The organism is Pseudomonas sp. LBUM1657 (genome assembly GCF_059716075.1).
In genome coordinates, this window is sequence record NZ_CP166799.1 from 15,296 (window position 1) to 28,499 (window position 13,204).

12 protein-coding genes are annotated in these 13,204 nt (G+C 60.3%); 5 read left to right on the top strand and 7 right to left on the bottom strand.

Annotated elements, in window-relative coordinates; translation table 11 throughout:
• Positions 1-19 precede the first annotated feature (19 nt).
• The 3 genes from rsmB to def all read right to left on the bottom strand — a co-directional run bounded on the left by rsmB (position 20) and on the right by def (position 2,864).
• Complete coding sequence (gene rsmB / locus ACA055_RS00075) at positions 20-1,330, bottom strand: 16S rRNA (cytosine(967)-C(5))-methyltransferase RsmB (RefSeq protein WP_497681808.1); 1,311 nt, start codon at positions 1,328-1,330, stop codon at positions 20-22.
• Positions 1,327-2,286, bottom strand: a complete 960-nt coding sequence (fmt, locus tag ACA055_RS00080; protein ID WP_497681809.1) for a methionyl-tRNA formyltransferase — start codon at positions 2,284-2,286, stop codon at positions 1,327-1,329. Before fmt ends, rsmB begins: the two co-directional genes overlap by 4 nt.
• 71 nt (positions 2,287-2,357) lie before the next feature.
• The gene (gene def, locus ACA055_RS00085) at positions 2,358-2,864 is read right to left on the bottom strand and encodes a peptide deformylase (RefSeq protein WP_046056612.1); all 507 of its coding nucleotides are present in this window, start codon (positions 2,862-2,864) and stop codon (positions 2,358-2,360) included.
• Positions 2,865-3,032: 168 nt separating this feature from the next.
• Here def and ACA055_RS00090 point away from each other — a divergent pair, with 168 nt between their 5' ends.
• From ACA055_RS00090 to tsaC, 3 genes are all read left to right on the top strand, one after another.
• Positions 3,033-4,058, top strand: a complete 1,026-nt coding sequence (locus tag ACA055_RS00090; RefSeq protein ID WP_497681810.1) for a LysM peptidoglycan-binding domain-containing protein — start codon at positions 3,033-3,035, stop codon at positions 4,056-4,058.
• Between the two features lie 80 nt (positions 4,059-4,138).
• On the top strand, positions 4,139-5,245 hold the full coding sequence (gene dprA / locus ACA055_RS00095) for a DNA-processing protein DprA (protein WP_497681811.1): 1,107 nt from the start codon (positions 4,139-4,141) through the stop codon (positions 5,243-5,245).
• 54 nt (positions 5,246-5,299) lie between these two features.
• Positions 5,300-5,857 (top strand): L-threonylcarbamoyladenylate synthase type 1 TsaC, encoded by a 558-nt coding sequence (gene tsaC / locus ACA055_RS00100; RefSeq protein WP_497681812.1) that lies wholly within the window; start codon positions 5,300-5,302, stop codon positions 5,855-5,857.
• 115 nt (positions 5,858-5,972) lie between these two features.
• On the opposite strand, the gene ACA055_RS00105 is transcribed toward tsaC, so the two are convergent.
• The gene (locus ACA055_RS00105; protein WP_497681813.1) at positions 5,973-6,950 is read right to left on the bottom strand and encodes an NADPH:quinone reductase; all 978 of its coding nucleotides are present in this window, start codon (positions 6,948-6,950) and stop codon (positions 5,973-5,975) included.
• Positions 6,951-7,127: 177 nt separating this feature from the next.
• Between ACA055_RS00105 and hemF the strand changes: the two genes are divergently transcribed.
• A complete protein-coding gene (gene hemF, locus ACA055_RS00110; RefSeq protein WP_497681814.1) occupies positions 7,128-8,042 on the top strand; it encodes an oxygen-dependent coproporphyrinogen oxidase in 915 nt (304 codons plus the stop codon).
• Between the two features lie 13 nt (positions 8,043-8,055).
• Positions 8,056-8,877, top strand: coding sequence for a shikimate dehydrogenase (gene aroE, locus ACA055_RS00115; protein WP_497681815.1), 822 nt, complete (start codon positions 8,056-8,058; stop codon positions 8,875-8,877).
• Between the two features lie 90 nt (positions 8,878-8,967).
• Here the strand turns inward: aroE and ACA055_RS00120 are convergent, their stop codons facing one another.
• The 3 genes from ACA055_RS00120 to betC all read right to left on the bottom strand — a co-directional run bounded on the left by ACA055_RS00120 (position 8,968) and on the right by betC (position 13,135).
• The gene (locus ACA055_RS00120; protein WP_497681816.1) at positions 8,968-10,536 is read right to left on the bottom strand and encodes a SulP family inorganic anion transporter; all 1,569 of its coding nucleotides are present in this window, start codon (positions 10,534-10,536) and stop codon (positions 8,968-8,970) included.
• A gap of 147 nt (positions 10,537-10,683) precedes the next feature.
• Positions 10,684-11,604, bottom strand: a complete 921-nt coding sequence (gene choX / locus ACA055_RS00125; RefSeq protein ID WP_497681817.1) for a choline ABC transporter substrate-binding protein — start codon at positions 11,602-11,604, stop codon at positions 10,684-10,686.
• A 16-nt stretch (positions 11,605-11,620) separates the two neighbouring features.
• Positions 11,621-13,135 carry a choline-sulfatase gene (gene betC / locus ACA055_RS00130; protein WP_497681818.1) on the bottom strand — a complete coding sequence of 505 codons (1,515 nt, stop codon included), beginning with the start codon at positions 13,133-13,135 and terminating at the stop codon, positions 11,621-11,623.
• Positions 13,136-13,204: the final 69 nt, after the last annotated feature.

Consider the following 13,204-nt stretch of genomic DNA (forward strand, 5'->3'; position numbering starts at 1 on the left):
GTCACTCCTTTAAAACCAGTTAGCCGCGCGCGGCGGCGATTTTGATCAGCTTGGCGTAGTAGAACCCGTCGTGGCCGCCTTCCTGGGCCAGTAATTGGCGACCATGGGGCTGCTTGATGCCGGCCTGACTGGCGATGTCCAGTTCCCGGGCGCCCGGCGTGCGAACGAGGAACGCCTCGATCACTTCGGTGTTCTCGGTTGGCAACGTGGAGCACGTGGCGTAAAGCAAAATGCCGCCTACTTCCAGAGTTATCCACATGGCGTCCAGCAGTTCGCCCTGAAGGACTGCCAGCGCAGCGATGTCATCGGGCTGGCGCGTCAGTTTGATATCCGGGTGACGACGAATGACGCCGGTGGCTGAACACGGTGCGTCCAGCAGAATGCGCTGGAACGGCTTGCCGTCCCACCAGGTCGCGGTGTCGCGGCCGTCGGCGGCGATCAATTCGGCGCTCAGGCCCAGGCGTGCAAGGTTTTCTCGCACCCGCACCAGCCGCTTGGCTTCCAGGTCCACGGCCACTACGCCGGCCAGTTGTGGCTCGGCTTCAAGAATGTGGCAGGTCTTGCCGCCCGGTGCGCAGCAGGCGTCCAGCACCCGTTGGCCGGGCGCCAGGTCGAGCAGATCGGCAGCCAGTTGCGCGGCTTCGTCCTGCACGCTGATCCAGCCTTCAGCAAAGCCCGGCAGGCTGCGCACGTCGGCCGCGGCGTCGAGGACGATGCCGTCCCGACTGTAAACGCATGGCGTGGCGGCGATGCCGGCTTCGCTCAGCAAACCGAGGTAGGCATCGCGAGTGTGGTGGCGACGGTTGACCCGCAGAATCATCGGCGGATGCGCGTTGTTCGCCGCGCAAATGGCTTCCCATTGCTCAGGCCAGAATGCCTTCAGGGACTTTTGCAGCCAGCGCGGATGGGCGGTGCGCACCACCGGGTCGTGTTCCAGTTCGGCCAACAGCGCTTCGCTTTCCCGCTGGGCACGGCGCAGCACAGCGTTGAGCAAGGCCTTGGCCCAAGGCTTTTTCAGCTTATCCGCGCAACCGACGGTTTCGCCGATGGCGGCGTGGGCCGGAACGCGGGTGTAGAGCAATTGGTAGAGACCGACCAGCAGCAGCGCCTCGACATCGGCGTCGGCCGCCTTGAACGGTTTCTGCAACAACTTGGCCGCCAGCGCCGACAAACGCGGCTGCCAGCGAGCAGTGCCGAACGCCAGGTCTTGGGTGAAGCCGCGATCGCGGTCTTCGACCTTGTCCATTTGCGTTGGCAGAGAACTGTTGAGTGAGGCTTTTCCGTTTAGAACTGCAGCAAGCGCCTTGGCGGCGGCCAGACGTGGGTTCATTGAGCGTCCGCCGTTTGACCGAGAACGGTGCCGACAGCGAATTTCTCACGACGGCTGTTGAACAAGTCGCTGAAGTTCAGCGCTTTGCCACCGGGCAATTGCAGACGAGTCAGACACAGCGCTTGTTCTCCACAGGCGACGATCAGGCCGTCCTTGCTGGCGCTAAGGATTGCACCGGGAGCGCCCTGCCCTTCGGCGAGGCTCGCAGCCAGCACTTTCAGTGCTTCGCCATTCAGTGTGCTATGGCAGATCGGCCACGGATTGAAGGCGCGGACCAGGCGTTCGAGCTCTACCGCCGGGCGACTCCAGTCGATGCGCGCTTCGTCTTTATTCAGCTTGTGAGCGTAAGTGGCGAGGCTGTCGTCCTGCACTTCGCCTTCCAGCGTGCCTGCGGCGAGACCGGCAATTGCCTGAACCACGGCCGGCGGGCCCATTTCCGCCAGACGGTCGTGGAGGCTACCGCCGGTGTCTTCTGCGGTGATCGGAGTGGTGACTTTCAGCAGCATCGGCCCGGTGTCCAGACCCAGTTCCATGCGCATCACGGTTACGCCGCTTTCCGCGTCGCCCGCTTCCACGGCGCGTTGGATCGGCGCCGCACCACGCCAGCGTGGCAGCAAGGATGCGTGACTGTTGATGCAACCCAGGCGCGGAATATCCAGCACCACTTGCGGCAGGATCAGGCCGTAGGCGACCACCACCAACAAGTCTGGTTTCAGCGCGGCCATTTCAGCTTGAGCGTCTGCGTTGCGCAAAGTCGGCGGTTGCAGCACCGGGATGTTGTTTTCCAGGGCCAACTGCTTGACCGGGCTCGGCATCAGTTTTTGCCCGCGGCCGGCCGGACGGTCCGGTTGGGTGTAGACCGCTACGATCTCATAAGGGCTGTCGAGCAAGGCCTTGAGGTGTTCGGCGGCGAATTCCGGGGTGCCGGCAAAGACAATGCGCAGTGGCTCAGTCATGGGAAACTCTCATTTACAAAGCAATCGCAAAAGAAAAAGGCTTGCCGCAGCAAGCCTTTGAAAGAAGGGCATCAAGCGTTCTGGCGATGGAGCTTTTCCAGTTTCTTCTTGATTCGGTCGCGTTTGAGGTTGGACAGGTAGTCGACGAACAATTTGCCGTTGAGGTGGTCGCATTCATGCTGGATGCACACCGCGAGCAGGCCTTCGGCGATCAGTTCGTAAGGCTGGCCGTCGCGGTCCAGAGCCTTGATCTTGACCTTTTGCGGCCGATCGACGTTTTCGTAGAAGCCGGGCACCGAGAGGCAACCTTCCTGATATTGCTCCATCTCGTCGGTCAGGGTTTCGAACTCGGGGTTGATGAACACCCGGGGTTCGCTGCGGTCTTCGGAGAGGTCCATCACGACGATACGTTTGTGCACGTTGACCTGGGTCGCGGCGAGGCCGATGCCTGGCGCTTCATACATTGTTTCAAACATGTCATCGACCAACTGACGCACTTCGTCGTCCACTACGGCCACAGGTTTGGCGATAGTGCGCAGGCGCGAGTCGGGAAATTCGAGGATGTCTAAAATGGCCATAAGCTTAATTGCTGCACGTGTGAGGTAAAGTCGGGTCGATGGCCTGGCGGGTCAGTAGATGCCGGCTACCGTTGTAAAACGTAGCTCCCTTCTTCATAAGCTAGCCGGGAGCGAGCCACGAGGGCTCTGGCGTTTCACGCGAACGTACATAATAAAGGGATTCACCGCATGAGGAAATCACTACTCGCCTTGCTCCTTCTGGCCTCGGCTGGTTTGGCGCACGGGCAAGTGCAACTCAAGGAAGGTTTTCCACAGCAATATACCGTCGTAGCGGGGGACACACTCTGGGACATATCGGGAAAATACCTGCGTGAACCGTGGAAATGGCCCGAGCTCTGGCAAGCCAATCCACAGATCGAGAACCCCAATCTCATCTACCCCGGCGATTTGCTCTCGCTGGTCTACGTCAACGGCCAACCACGGCTGACCCTCAATCGCGGGGCTTCCCGAGGCACTATCAAGCTCTCGCCACGGGTGCGCAGCAGCCCGGTGGCCGACGCCATCCCGAGCATTCCGCTGCAATCGATCAACAGCTTTCTGCTGAGCAACCGCATCGTCGACAAGGTCGAGGATTTCGACAAGGCGCCTTACATCGTCGCTGGCGACGCGGAAAGGGTGCTCAGCGGTACCGGTGACCGGATTTTCGCCCGCGGCCAGTTCGACCCTAACCAACCGGTCTACGGCATTTTCCGCCAGGGCAAGGTCTACACCGATCCGCAGAGCAAGGAGTTTCTGGGGATCAATGCCGACGATATCGGCGGCGGCGAAATTGTGGCCACCGAAGGCGACGTCGCGACCCTGGCGCTACAACGCACTACCCAGGAAGTCCGCCTCGGCGACCGGCTGTTTAGCGGTGAAGAGCGATCGATCAACTCGACCTTCATGCCCAGCGCACCGAAAAGCGAGATCAACGGCCTGATCATCGATGTTCCACGCGGGGTTACGCAGATCGGCGCGCTGGATGTGGTCACCTTGAACAAGGGGCAACGCGACGGCCTGGCCGAAGGCAATGTGCTGGTGGTGATGAAAACCGGCGAAACGGTGCGCGATCGAATCACCGGCCAACCGCTGAAGATTCCCGATGAGCGCGCCGGATTGCTGATGGTTTTCCGCACGTACGACAAACTCAGCTACGGGCTCGTGCTCAACGCATCGCGCTCTCTGGCGGTGATGGACAAGGTGCGAAATCCGTAAGCAGGCTCCACAAGTTACCAACAGAGTTATCCACAGCTTATTCCCGTTTCAACGGGGCTCATTACGATCAAGGATGATCCATGTCGCTGTCTGCTGTTACACCGGTTTCCCCTGCGGAGCTGGAAGCCCGTTTACGTCTGCATCGCTTGCCGGAACTCGGCCCGGCGCGTTTTAAAAAATTGCTTGATGCCTTCGGCTCTGCGTCCAGCGCCATCAGCGCACCGGCCACCGCCTGGCGAGCGCTGGGCTTGCCGCTGGCGTGCTCGGAAGCCAGGCGCTGCACTGAAATTCGTGATGGCGCCAGTCACGCATTGGCCTGGCTAGAGCGTCCGGGCCAGCATTTACTGATGTGGGACCAACCCGAGTATCCGGCGCTACTGGCGGAAATCGGTGATGCGCCGCCGTTGTTATTCGTTGCGGGTGATCCGGGCATTCTGGAAAAACCGCAGTTGGCGATGGTCGGCAGTCGTCGCGCTTCGCGTCCTGGCATGGACACCGCCGCCGCGTTTTCCCGCAGCCTGGCCGCTGCCGGTTTTGTCATCACCAGCGGTCTGGCGCTGGGTATCGATGCTGCCGCGCACCAAGCGGCTCTGGACGTTGGCGGGCGAACGGTGGGGGTACTTGGCACGGGTCTTGAAAAGTTTTATCCACAGCGCAATCGACGGCTGGCAGACGCCATGATTGCCTCGGGCAGCGCAGTGCTTTCGGAGTTCCCGCTGGACGCCGGTCCTACTGCCAGCAACTTCCCTCGACGCAACCGGATCATCAGCGGGTTGTCCCTTGGCGTGCTGGTGGTCGAGGCCAGTGTTGCGAGCGGTTCGTTGATCACCGCGAGGCTCGCGGCGGAGCAAGGTCGCGAGGTGTATGCAATTCCCGGATCGATCCATCATCCCGGCGCCCGCGGTTGCCATCAACTGATCCGCGACGGCGCTGTGCTGGTGGAAACCATCGAGCATATCCTTGAAGCGTTGCGTGGCTGGCAACAGCTGCCGTTATCCACAGAGACGCCGTCGACGGCCGTGACCCATCCTCTATTGATGTTGCTGCATGCGGCGCCTCACACCAGTGAAGCGCTGGCAGACACCAGCGGCTGGGCGTTGCCGAAAGTGCTGGCGGCGCTGACGGAACTGGAAATGGAGGGCCGGGCAGTCTGCGAAAGCGGGCGCTGGTTTGCGCGCGTGAGCTAGGTTTTATAAGGAAGAACGGTAAACTGCGCAGAGCCTTATTCCGGAGAGTTTTTCATGGTCAACAGTTGGCGTGTGCAACAAGCCGCACGAGCAATTCGCGCAGGGGCGGTGATTGCCTACCCAACCGAAGCTGTCTGGGGTCTGGGTTGCGACCCGTGGGACGAAGAAGCGGTGGATCGTCTGTTGCTGATCAAGGGCCGATCTGTGGATAAGGGCCTGATTCTGGTCGCCGACAACATTCGCCAGTTCGACTTTCTCTTCGAAGATTTCCCGGAACTGTGGATGGATCGCATGGCCAGCACCTGGCCGGGACCGAACACCTGGCTGGTGCCGCATCAGAACCTGTTGCCCCAGTGGATTACCGGTGTGCATGAAACGGTGGCTCTGCGGGTCAGTGATCATCCGCAGGTGCGGGATTTGTGTGCATTGGTCGGGCCGCTGGTGTCGACTTCCGCCAACCCACAGGGCCGGCCGGCGGCGCGGACGCGGATTCGTGTCGAGCAGTATTTTCGGGGGCAGGTTGATTTGGTGCTGGGTGGAAACCTCGGTGGGCGCAAGAATCCGAGCGTGATTCGCGATTTGGCGACCGGCAAGGTTTTGCGTCCGGATTGAGACCGAGGTATCCGCATTCGCGAGCAAGCCCGCTCTCACATCAGATCTCAGCGAACACAGATTTTGTGTACGACAACGATCCAATGTGGGAGCGGGCTTGCTCGCGAAGAGGCCCTTAAGGCAACAGAACCGTTGAGCCGGTGGTACGCCGCGCCGACAACTCAGTCTGCGCCTTCGCCGCCTCGGCCAATGAATACTTCTGGCTGATGTCTACCTTCAGCTTGCCGCTGATGATCATCTCGAACAGCTCATCCGCCATGCGTTGCAGGTTTTGCGCGTTGTTGGCGTAGGTCGCGAGCGTCGGTCGGGTCACGTACAGCGAACCCTTCGCCGAGAGAATCCCCAGGTTCACGCCATCCACCGCGCCGGACGCATTACCAAAGCTCACCACCAATCCGCGCGGCGCCGCGCTGTCGAGCGAAGTCAGCCAGGTATCCTTGCCCACGCCGTCGTACACCACCGGGACTTTTTTCCCGTCGGTCAATTCCAGTACACGTTGTGCGACGTTTTCATGGCTGTAGTCGATGGTTGCCCAGGCGCCGTTGGCTTTGGCCAGTGCAGCTTTCTCCGGGGAGCTGACCGTGCCGATCAGCTTCACGCCCAAGGCATTGGCCCATTGGCAGGCCAGGGAACCGACGCCGCCAGCCGCAGCGTGGAACAGAATGGTTTCGCCACCCTTGAGTTCATAAGTCTGACGCAGCAGGTACTGCACGGTCAGGCCTTTGAGCATTACACCGGCGGCCGTTTCGAAACTGATGGCGTCCGGTAAAAGCACCAGATTGGCCTCGGGCAATACGTGAATGTCACTGTAGGCGCCCAACGGGCCGCTGCCGTATGCCACGCGATCGCCCACTTTGAACCGGGTGACTTCGCTGCCCACCGCCTCGACCACACCCGCGCCTTCCGAGCCCAGACCCGATGGCAAGGCTGGTGGTGGATAGAGGCCGTTACGGTAATAGGTGTCGATGAAGTTCAGGCCGATGGCCTTGTTGGCCACGCGAACCTGTTGTGGGCCGGGCTCGGCGGGTTGGTAATCCACATACTCGAGCACTTCGGGGCCGCCATGGGCGCGGAACTGAATTCGCTTTGCCATCTGCCTACTCCTTGGGTCATGTTTCTTGGGACATAAGTGCGAAGCTCCCTATCGGACTCCTAAGCTTGATCTTCGTCAACTGCGACGGGTGCATCTGCAATGTTATGCTACGCGCCCATTTGCGCCGGCCCCTGCTCCAATGGAGCCGCGTAGCTTTGCCCGATTCAAGGTGATGCCATGACTACCCGCACCGAGGCCGTAAAAGCCTACCTGCTCGACCTGCAAGACCGCATTTGCGCTGCCCTCGAAGCTGAAGATGGCGGCACGCGCTTCGTCGAAGACGCCTGGACCCGGCCTGCGGGCGGTGGCGGTCGCACTCGGGTGATCGAGAACGGCACGGTCATCGAAAAGGGCGGCGTCAACTTTTCCCACGTCTTCGGCAGCGGTCTCCCACCGTCCGCCAGCGCTCATCGGCCGGAACTGGCCGGGCGTGGCTTCGAAGCCCTGGGCGTGTCGCTGGTGATTCACCCGCACAACCCGCATGTGCCGACGTCCCACGCCAACGTGCGCTTTTTCATTGCTGAAAAAGAAGGCGAAGAGCCGGTCTGGTGGTTCGGCGGTGGCTTCGACCTCACGCCTTATTACGGCAATGAAGAAGACTGCGTGCACTGGCACCGCATCGCCGAGCAGGCCTGCGCGCCGTTCGGTCCGGATGTCTATTCGCGCTATAAGGACTGGTGCGACAGCTACTTCCACATCAAGCATCGCCACGAGCCACGGGGCATCGGCGGTCTGTTTTTCGATGACCTGAACGAATGGGACTTCGACACCAGTTTCGCCTTCATGCGCGCAATTGGTGACGCATATATCGATGCGTATCTGCCGATCGTCCAACGCCGCAAAAATGATGCCTTCACCGCCAAACAGCGTGAGTTCCAGGAATTCCGCCGTGGCCGTTACGTTGAATTCAACCTGGTCTACGATCGCGGCACGCTGTTCGGCCTGCAATCGGGCGGGCGTACTGAGTCGATTCTGATGTCGTTGCCGCCGCAAGTACGCTGGGCTTACGACTGGAAAGCCGAGCCTGGCAGCGAAGAAGCGCGCCTGACCGAGTATTTCCTGCAAGATCGCGATTGGTTGGCCGAGGCCTGAACGAGGAATTCTGATGGACCGTTATGTCGTATTCGGTAACCCGATTGGCCACAGCAAGTCGCCGCTGATCCACCGTTTGTTCGCCGAGCAGACCGCTGAAAAACTGGAATACAGCACTTCGCTGGCGCCACTCGACGACTTTTCCGGCTGCGCCCAGGCGTTTTTCCGCGAAGGTCTTGGGGCGAATGTGACGGTGCCGTTCAAGGAAGAGGCCTATCGCCTGGCGAACAGTCTGACAGCGCGGGCGAAGCGGGCTGGTGCGGTAAACACCCTGAGCAAACTGGCCGATGGCACGTTGCTGGGCGATAACACCGATGGCGCCGGTCTCGTGCGGGACCTGACGGTCAACGCCGGGTTCAGCCTCAAGGGCAAACGCATCCTCCTGTTGGGTGCCGGCGGCGCGGTGCGCGGTGCGCTGGAGCCTCTGCTGGCCGAGCAACCGGCTTCGGTGATCATCGCCAACCGCACGGTAGAAAAAGCTGAGCTGCTGGCAGAATTGTTCGCTGATCTGGGGCCGGTATCGGCCAGCAGTTTCGACTGGCTACGGGAGCCGGTGGACCTGATTATCAACGCGACATCCGCAAGCTTGTCCGGGGAAGTGCCGCCGATTGCCGGCAGCCTGATCGAACCGGGCAAGACGGTGTGTTACGACATGATGTATGGCAAGGAACCGACTTCGTTTTGCCGCTGGGCCAGTGAACATGGCGCGGCGGTGACGATGGATGGTCTGGGGATGTTGGCCGAGCAGGCGGCGGAGGCCTTCTATTTGTGGCGCGGTGTGCGTCCGGATACGGCGCCGGTGCTGGCTGAATTGCGTCGGCAGCTAGCCCTTTAAAAGCATCGCGGGCAAGCCCGCTCCCACAGGTTTTCGGTGATCCCTGTGGGAGCGGGCTTGCCCGCGATGGCAAACGACACCGATGTCGGATCAATCCTCAAACCGAATCGGGCATTTCTCCGCCCCTTCCAGCTTCCTCAATTCTTCCACCACCTGCGGCCGCGCCCGCCGAAGGGTCAGGCTGCGATCCTGGCGCAGTAGCCGTCGCGCTTCCTGGTGCAGCATTTCCACACCTGAATAGTCGATGAAATTGATCTGCTGCGCCTCGATCACTACCCGCACGCCGTGCATCCGTTGCAGGCGCACTTGCAGGTAGTGGCTGGCGCCGAAAAAGATCGATCCGCCGACCCGCAGAATATCTTCATCGCCGTCGCGCCAATGCTGCACCCGCGGTTGCGAGGTGCGCTTGAGGTAGAAAAACAGCGAAGCCAGCACGCCGGCGTAGATCGCGGTCTGCAACTCCAGCAGCAACGTGGCGACGCAGGTCAGCGCCATGACCAGGAACTCGGCGCGGCTGACCCGCAACAACGCGCGAATGCCGCGATGGTCCACCAATCCCCAGGCGATCAACAGAATGCTGCCGGCCATGGCCGGGATTGGGATATGCGAAATCAATTTCGCGCCGAAGATAGCGAACAGTCCTACCCACAACGCCGAAAAAACGCCGGCCATCGGTGAGCAGGCGCCTGCTTCGTAGCTCAGACCCGAACGGGTGAAGGAACCGGCTGACAGTGAACCGGAAAAAAACGCACCGACAATGTTGGATAAACCCTGGGCGCGGACTTCCTGATTCGCGTCGAGCAGTTGTTGCGAACGTGCCGACAAGGAACGGGCGATCGACAGACTGGTGACCAGCCCGAGCATGCCCACCGCCACCGCACTGGGCAGCAGGCGCAGGATCAGGTCTAGATCCAGCGGCAGCGGACTAAACGGCGGCAGCCGCCCGACAAACGCGCTGACTAATTCCACATGGCCAAACATCGATGGCCAGAGCCAGACCAGCAATCCGGCCAGGACCAGGGTGATCAACAGCGTCGGCCAACGGGGCATCAGCAACTTCAGGATCACGCCCACCACGACCGTCACCAGCCCCAGCGCCAACGAGGGTTTATCCACCTCGCCGAGATGTCGGAACAACATCAGAAAACTGTCCAGCGCCGTCGCCTGGTTGGGCAAGTCCAGCCCAAGCAGGTTCGGCAGTTGCCCGATGGCGATCACCACCGCTGCGCCGAGGGTGAACCCCAGCACCACCGAGTGGGAGACGAAATTCACCAAGGCGCCGAACCGCAGCAATCCCAACAGCCACTGGAAAATGCCGGCCAGCAGTGTCAGCAACAGGATCAGGGTGACGTAGTCCTCTGACGCGGGTACGGCCAGAGGACTGACGCTGGCGTACAGGACAATGGAAATGGCTGCGGTAGGACCGCAGATCAAATGCCACGACGAACCCCAGAGACAGGCGATCAGCACCGGGATGATTGCCGCGTACAAGCCGTATTCAGGTGGGAGGCCGGCGATCAGGGCGTAGGCAATGGATTGTGGCAACGCGAGAATTGCACCGCTCAGGCCGACGATCAGGTCACGTCCGACACTGGCGCGGGTCTGCCGCGGTAACCAGGTCAGGAATGGGAAGAGTGAATGGCGGCTGGGAAAGGCCATGGGTCCTCTCGGGTGGGGTTTTGCGCAAGGGTATCAGCACCAGACCTGTGGGAGCGGGCTTGCTCGCGAAAGCGGAGTGTCAGTCGACATAAATGTCGGACGTGATGCCCTCTTCGCGAGCAAGCCCGCTCCCACATCACATTGGCTCTACAGCTTGGCTTTCACCGCCGGCAACGCATCTTTGCCATCCACGGTCTTCACGCCATCGAGCCATTTATCCAGTACTGCCGGGTTGGCCTTGATCCACGCCTTGGCCGCATCGGCATTGCTTATCTTCTTGTTCACCACCTCAGCCATGATGCTGTTCTCCATTTCCTGGGTAAAACTCAGGTTGGTGAGCAGCTTGCCGACGTTCGGACAGGCCTGTGCATAACCTTTGCGGGTCAGGGTGTGGACACTGCCGGTGTCGCCAAAGTATTTCTCGCCGCCCTTCAGATAATGCATTTTCAACTGCACGTTCATCGGGTGCGGGGTCCAGCCGAGGAAGGTTACGAACTTCTGTTTTTTCACCGCACGGGACACTTCGGCGAGCATGGCCTGCTCACTGGACTCGACCAGTTTCCACTGACCCATGTCGAAGTCGTTCTTCTTGATGATCTCTTGCAGCGAGATATTCGCCGGGGCGCCGGAGCCGATGCCGTAGATCTTCTTGTCGAACTTGTCGGCGAACTTGTTCAGGTCGGAAAAGTTATGCACACCCGCATCCCAAACGTAATCCGGAACGGCCAGGGTGAATTCGGTGCCGTCGAGGTTCTTCGCCAGTTGAGTGACGTCGCCCGTGGCCACGAACTTGTCGTAGAAGCCCTGTTGCGCCGGCATCCAGTTACCCAGGAACACGTCCACTTGGCCATCCTTGAGCCCGCCAAACGTGATCGGCACCGCCAGAGTGTCGACTTTGGCCTTGTAGCCCATGCCGTCCAGCAGAAACCCGGTGATGGCGTTGGTCGCGGCGATGTCGCTCCAGCCAGGGTCGGCCATCTTCACCGTTTCGCAGCTCTGATCGGCATACGCCGGTGCACTGCCCAGAGCCAAAAGCCCGACCGTCAGTACTGTGGATAACCTTTGCATGGACTTCCCCTTAACATTATTGGTTTTGGCAGGGTTGTGGATAACGTGCTTTACGCTCCAGATCGTCGAGGTCGATGTGGTTGCGCATGTACTGCTGACTGGCGTCCACCAGTGGCTGGTGATCCCAGCTCTTCAGCTTGCCGACGGTTAATGCATCGGCGACAAATCGGCGGCGTCGCTGGCTGGCGAGCACTTGTTGGTGAATCGCCGGGATATCCCATTTAGCTCGGGCTTCGGCGAGAAATTCTTCGAACAGTGGCCGAAATTGCGGCGATTGGCTGAGTTCTTCCCGTTCGCGAGGGTCGTTGTGAACATCGAAGAGCAGACAAGGGTCGTCTTCACTGTAGATAAATTTGTAGGGGCCGCGGCGAATCATCATCAACGGGCTGATGGTGCCTTCTGCCATGTATTCGCCGAAGACTTCATCGTGACCGCCCTGCCCTTGCAGGTGCGAAACCAGCGAACGACCGTCAAGCGGCAAGCCCGGTTCCAGGGAGCCACCGGCCAGTTCCACGAAGGTTGGCAGCAGGTCGGCGGTGGAAACGGCCGCACTGACCCGACCGGCGCCGAACTGTCCTGGTGCGCTGATCAACAAAGGCACTCGCGCAGCCATTTCGTACCAATGCATTTTGTACCAAAGCCCACGCTCGCCGAGCATGTCGCCGTGGTCGCCGGAAAACACAATGATGGTGTCATCGATCAGGCCGGTATCCTCGAGGGTTTGCAGAAGTTTGCCGACGTTACTGTCTATATAGCTGCAAGCTCCGAAATACGCACGGCGCGCATCGCGAATCTTATCCACAGGCAGCGGTTTGTCCCACAGGTCGTAGACCTTGAGCAGCCGTTGGGAATGCGGGTCCAGTTCGGTCTGGGCCGGGGTTTCCGGTAGAGGGATGTCGGCGTCGTCATACATATCCCAAAAAGTCTTGGGAATGGTGTACGGGTCGTGTGGGTGAGTCATCGAAACGGTCAGGCAGAAAGGCTGATCGCCATCTTCACGAATGTGGTCGAACAGGTACTGCTGGGCCTTAAACACCACCTCTTCGTCGAAATCCAGCTGATTGGTGCGCACGCACGGCCCGGCTTGCAACACCGACGACATGTTGTGGTACCAGGTCGGACGTACATCCGGTTCATCCCAGTTCACCGACCAACCATAGTCGGCCGGGTAGATGTCGCTGGTCAGGCGTTCTTCATAGCCGTGAAGCTGATCAGGGCCGCAGAAATGCATCTTGCCCGACAGCGCAGTGCGGTAACCAAGGCGACGCAGGTAGTGGGCATAGGTGGGCACATCGGCGGGGAAATCGGCTGCGTTGTCGTAGGCGCCAATCTTGCTCGGCAACTGACCGCTGACCAGGGTAAAACGCGACGGCGCACACAGCGGGCTGTTGCAGTAAGCAGCGTCGAACACCACACCTTCGGCGGCGAGGCGGCTCAGATTTGGCAATTTGATGGGCGAAGGGCCGTAGAACGGCAACATTGGCGCGGCCATTTGATCGGCCATGATGAAAAGAATATTTTTGCGCTTCATGTGATCGCGGCATTCCATAGTGAATATTTATGCGAGAGTGCTGCGATCGAGCATGGAGTCCGTACACTT